Annotated in this window: 3 protein-coding genes and 1 pseudogene; 1 reads left to right on the top strand and 3 read right to left on the bottom strand. The window is 58.4% G+C overall.

The window, feature by feature from the left end:
- The 3 genes and pseudogenes from ERD80_RS22045 to ERD80_RS22035 form a co-directional block, all read right to left on the bottom strand.
- Positions 1 to 237, bottom strand: a pseudogene (locus tag ERD80_RS22045) (molecular chaperone); the annotation flags it as partial.
- A gap of 26 nt (positions 238 to 263) precedes the next feature.
- The gene (locus ERD80_RS22040) at positions 264 to 767 is read right to left on the bottom strand and encodes a spore coat U domain-containing protein (protein ID WP_021509579.1); all 504 of its coding nucleotides are present in this window, start codon (positions 765 to 767) and stop codon (positions 264 to 266) included.
- Positions 768 to 789: 22 nt separating this feature from the next.
- Positions 790 to 1,359 carry a spore coat protein U domain-containing protein gene (locus tag ERD80_RS22035; RefSeq protein ID WP_021509578.1) on the bottom strand — a complete coding sequence of 190 codons (570 nt, stop codon included), beginning with the start codon at positions 1,357 to 1,359 and terminating at the stop codon, positions 790 to 792.
- Positions 1,360 to 1,906: 547 nt separating this feature from the next.
- Here ERD80_RS22035 and ERD80_RS22030 point away from each other — a divergent pair.
- A partial coding sequence (locus tag ERD80_RS22030) for an MHYT domain-containing protein (protein ID WP_136548561.1) occupies positions 1,907 to 3,070 on the top strand: 1,164 nt, incomplete at its 3' end.

Genomic DNA, 3,070 nt, shown 5'->3' with positions numbered 1-3,070 from the left:
GCTGGCGACCACCTGCTGCTGCGTTTGATACTGTTCCTGGCCGTCAATCTGCTGCCAGTTGAAGATGCGCACCTGCATGATGGTGGTGGCGTTACCGCGATTCTCCAGCCACAGTTCGCTGGCTTTTTCCTGCGGATTGATGGCGGGATCGATCGGCCAGATCATCAGCGAGTTGGCGGCGAAACTGGCGGGCGACAGGGCCAGAAGAAACCATAGAAGCAGGGCGCGCAGGCTCATCATCATTCATCCTTTTTATGCTGCCGTCACCAGCTCAGGGTGACGGTTAACGTATCGGTATAGGTCCCGGCGCGCGTCGGGCCGGGCAGGGTTAACAGGCCATAAATCGGCAGCACGATGTTATTGGCGTTGCTGTAACTCAGCGCCACCGGCGAGTTAACCGGAATCGCCGTGGTGTGCGCTGCGTTGGTATACAGGCTGTACGCCACGGTATCGGTGTTACTGGTGTGTTTGAGATTGCGGCTGCTGGTGTAATTGCTGCCGCCATTGATACTCATGCTGAGGGCGGTACCCGGCGTGCAGGCGAGGGTGAGGGTGGTGCTTTGCACGTAGCTGGCACTGACGCTGCTGCTCGCCACGCCCGACTGGGTGCCAAAATTCAGCGTGCCAAACACGCCGGTATTGGTACCGGAGATCACGCAGCCTGCCACCACTGACGCAGAGACCTGGAAGGTGGCCGTCGGCAAACTCCAGGCCGGGACGCTCCCTATCAGCAGGGCCAGGCTGCCAGCACGCAGCAGCCAGACCATCCTTCTTACCCCACCGCTGGCGTCAGTAGTTCACCGCCACGTTAATAGTATCGGTGTAGGTACCGGCCGGAATCAGTGGGTTAAAGCCGCCGCCGACCACCCGACCATAAATGGCATAGTTGGTGCCGAGCGTCGGATCGGTGGTGCCGCTGGCGGCAATATTGGTGTTGTTGGCGATGGCGGTGGTAAACGCGGCGTCGCTGTACAGCGTGTAAGCAATGCCCTGCGTATTGTTGGAGCCGAGGATCAGGTAACGCGGCTGGCCGCTCACCGTACCGTAAATGGTGGCCGGTGCCGGATTACTGCTGGTGACCTGCACATTAAAGGTTTGGCCTGTGGTGCAGCGGACAAAAATGCCGTTCCCGGATGCGCCTACCAGGGTGGCGTTTAAGGTATCAAAGGTTGCAGCGCTGCTACCGAAGTTCAGGGTACCGAAGTTAACCCCGCTGGTGGCGGACTGACCGTTCACCAGACAGCCGGTGGTGAGCGTCAATGTGGCATTGATGGTTCCCGTTGTGGTGGCAGCAAAAACCGTTGCAGGGGCGAGCGCGGCGCTCAGGCTGGTAGCCAAAAGAAAAAGCTTGAGTTTCATAATCAATCCTTACTGATTATCTAATGTCAGTGCTTTTTCGCCTGGTGATTTATTAATGAAACGAACCCGTAAATAACAAGACGCCGCGATCGGCAAACTAATCTAATGCCCTGCCACCTAAGAAAATTCTTAAAGGCTGAGTTAGTGATTTATATCAGTTTTATTTACTATAGAACACCCTTTTACCGCTTGTACAACGGACCGGAGAATTTTCGCTAATCAATTTCTCCTTTTCCCCGGTAATGCAGTCATAACAAGGGCTGGCGGGCCGTTAAAAAAACCAAACGGCAAGTGATTCCCCCCTCTACCGCGACTTCAGGTTCAATGCTATGTTCATGCATTAATCAGATATCATTACTTTTCCCGGCCGCGACAGACGATGAGAATAAAAAATAGCCGTGCAATACCTCCAGTTATTAATGGATCTGTTTTTGTGTTGCCGCATCGCTGGTGGTCATTACCTGCCTCACATTGATGTTTTCACTTTTTCTGTTGTTAATTGACGATACCGCACCTGCGCCGCCGCGGGTTGAGTTGAGGAGCGCACATGTTGCTGGTTACCTGGGATAGCGTTCTGGTTGCCGTTTCGCTGATTGTGGCGTTTATCGCGGCGTTTACGGCGCTGGATACCGCCGGGCGCGTCGCCGTGTCGCGTGGCCTGCTGGCGAAACTGTGGCTGGTGGCCGGCGGTACGGCGATGGGCATTGGCATCTGGGCGATGCACTTCATTGGCATGCTGGCGATGATGATGCCGATGACCATGCGCTATGACATTCCGCTCACCGCCTTCTCGCTGCTGCTGGCGATTCTCACCAGCATCTTCGCCTTTGCGCAGGGCCTGCAGGGCAGCCATCTGACGCGCCGCCGGCTGCTGCGCGGCACGGTGATCCTCGGCAGCGGCGTGGTTGCCATGCACTATCTCGGCATGCTGGCGCTGCTGATTGAACCCGCCATTCACTGGGATTTGCGCCTGGTGGCACTGTCGGTACTGATTGCCTACGGCGCATCCGGTGCTGCGCTGTGGCTGGCGTTTCACCTGCGCCACGGCGAGAGCCTGCTGCTGATGCGCGCCTGCGCGGCGCTGGCGATGGGGGTAGCGATTGCCGGCATGCACTACACCGGCATGGCGGCCGCGCAGTTCAGCGCGCCCGGCAGCATGCAGCACCACGGCATGGGACAGGAGGGGCTGGCGGTGTGGGTGACTATCATCACGCTCACCATTCTCGGTCTGACGCTGCTGATCTCGATGCTGGACGCCCAGCTGCGCGCGGCGCGTCTTGCCGCCCGGCTGCGGCGCGCCAACAGCGAGCTGCGCCAGCTGGCGCTGCACGATACTCTCACCGCACTGCCCAATCGCGTCATGCTGGACCAGCAGCTCAGCACGCAAATCAAACAGGCGACGCTGTATGACCAGCCCTTTGCCCTGATGTTTATGGATCTCGACGGCTTCAAAGCGGTGAACGACACCTGGGGGCATCACGTCGGCGATCGTTTACTGGTCGCCGTGGCGGAACGGCTGCGCACCCAGCTGGATGCGGACATTTTGCTGGCGCGCCTCGGCGGCGATGAGTTTGTCATGCTGTGTCCGCAGTACGCGGCAACCCAGGCTGAAGCGCTGGCGCAGCGGCTGGTGCACAGCATTGATGCATCGTTTGAGCTGGATCGCTACTCGCTGCACGTCTCGCTCAGCATCGGCATCGTGATCTTCCCG

The sequence above is a fragment of the Pantoea sp. R102 genome, assembly GCF_004916815.1.
GTDB classification, from domain to species: Bacteria; Pseudomonadota; Gammaproteobacteria; order Enterobacterales; family Enterobacteriaceae; genus Pantoea; species Pantoea dispersa.
Note: the sequence above shows the minus strand (reverse complement) of the source record. Positions and strands in the feature narration are given on the sequence as shown.